At 74.2% G+C, this 1344-nt stretch carries 1 protein-coding gene; it reads right to left on the minus strand.

Translation table 11 applies throughout. The features are described from left to right. Positions 1 to 119 precede the first annotated feature (119 nt). Positions 120 to 1205 (minus strand): phosphoribosylformylglycinamidine cyclo-ligase, encoded by a 1086-nt coding sequence (purM, locus tag ACFV6I_RS32305; protein WP_063348339.1) that lies wholly within the window; start codon positions 1203 to 1205, stop codon positions 120 to 122. Positions 1206 to 1344: the final 139 nt, after the last annotated feature.

Raw genomic sequence — 1344 nt, forward strand, 5'->3', positions numbered from 1 at the left:
GTCGTTTTGACGGCGCTGGTGGCGTAGCGGGGTCGAGCCCCCGCGCGGCGGGTTCCGGGGGAGGTCTTCGAGGAGGGGGCGGCCGTGCGCGCAAATGACCTTCCGTCGTCCCGCCGGGCTCAGCCCGCGGTGAAGCCCTCGTAGGCGTTGTAGAGCGCCGCGCCGGCCTCGTGCTCGCCGGTGCGCTCGACGATGTCGCCGAGCAGCCAGGCCTCGACGCCGCGGTCCTCCAGGATCGCCAGCACGGCGTCCACCGAGGACGGCGGGACGACCGCGACCATGCCGACGCCCATGTTGAGCGTCTTCTCGATCTCCAGGGTGGCCACCTTGCCGACCTGGGCGACGGTCTGGAAGACCGGCAGCGGGGTCCAGGTGCCGCGGTCCAGGCGGGCGTGCAGGCCGTCCGGGACGACCCGGGCCAGGTTGGCCGCCAGGCCGCCGCCGGTGACGTGCGAGAAGGCGTGGATCTCGGTGGCGCGGGTGAGCGCCAGGCAGTCCAGCGAGTAGATCCGGGTCGGCTCCAGCAGCTCCTCGCCGAGCGTGCGGCCGAACTCCTCGACCTTGCGGTCCAGCTTCCAGCCGGCCTCGTTCAGCAGCACGTGGCGCACCAGCGAGTAGCCGTTGGAGTGCAGGCCCGAGGCCGCCATCGCGATCACCACGTCGCCGGCCCGCACGCGGTCGGCGCCGAGCAGCGCGTCCGCCTCGACCACGCCGGTGCCGGCGCCCGCGACGTCGTACTCGTCCGGGCCGAGCAGGCCCGGGTGCTCGGCGGTCTCGCCGCCGACCAGGGCGCAGCCGGCCAGCGCGCAGCCCTCGGCGATGCCCTTGACGATCGCGGCGACCCGCTCCGGCACGACCTTGCCGACGCAGATGTAGTCGGTCATGAACAGCGGCTCGGCGCCGCACACCACCAGGTCGTCGACGACCATGCCGACCAGGTCGTGGCCGATGGTGTCGTGCTTGTCCATGGCGGCCGCGATGGCCACCTTGGTCCCCACGCCGTCGGTGGCCGAAGCCAGCAGCGGCCGCTCGTAGCGCTTGAAGGCGGACGCGTCGAAGAGGCCGGCGAAGCCGCCGAGACCGCCGACCACCTCGGGGCGGTTCGCCTTCTTCACCCACTGCTTCATGAGCTCGACGGCGCGGTCGCCCGCCTCGATGTCGACGCCGGCTGCGGCGTAGGTGGCGCCGTTCTGGTTGCTGGTCACTACGGTGCGGCCCTCTCGGGTCTGGTGGGGGCTGGAACAGCGGTGGGGCGGGCGGTGGGGGGGGCGCCCCCCGGGTGCCTCTTAGGCGGGGGCGGCGCCAGGGGGCCCGCGCCCCCCCCCGCCGGGCGGGCAGCGACCC

The sequence above is a fragment of the Kitasatospora sp. NPDC059803 genome (assembly GCF_042732255.1).
Taxonomy (GTDB): domain Bacteria; phylum Actinomycetota; class Actinomycetes; order Streptomycetales; family Streptomycetaceae; genus Kitasatospora.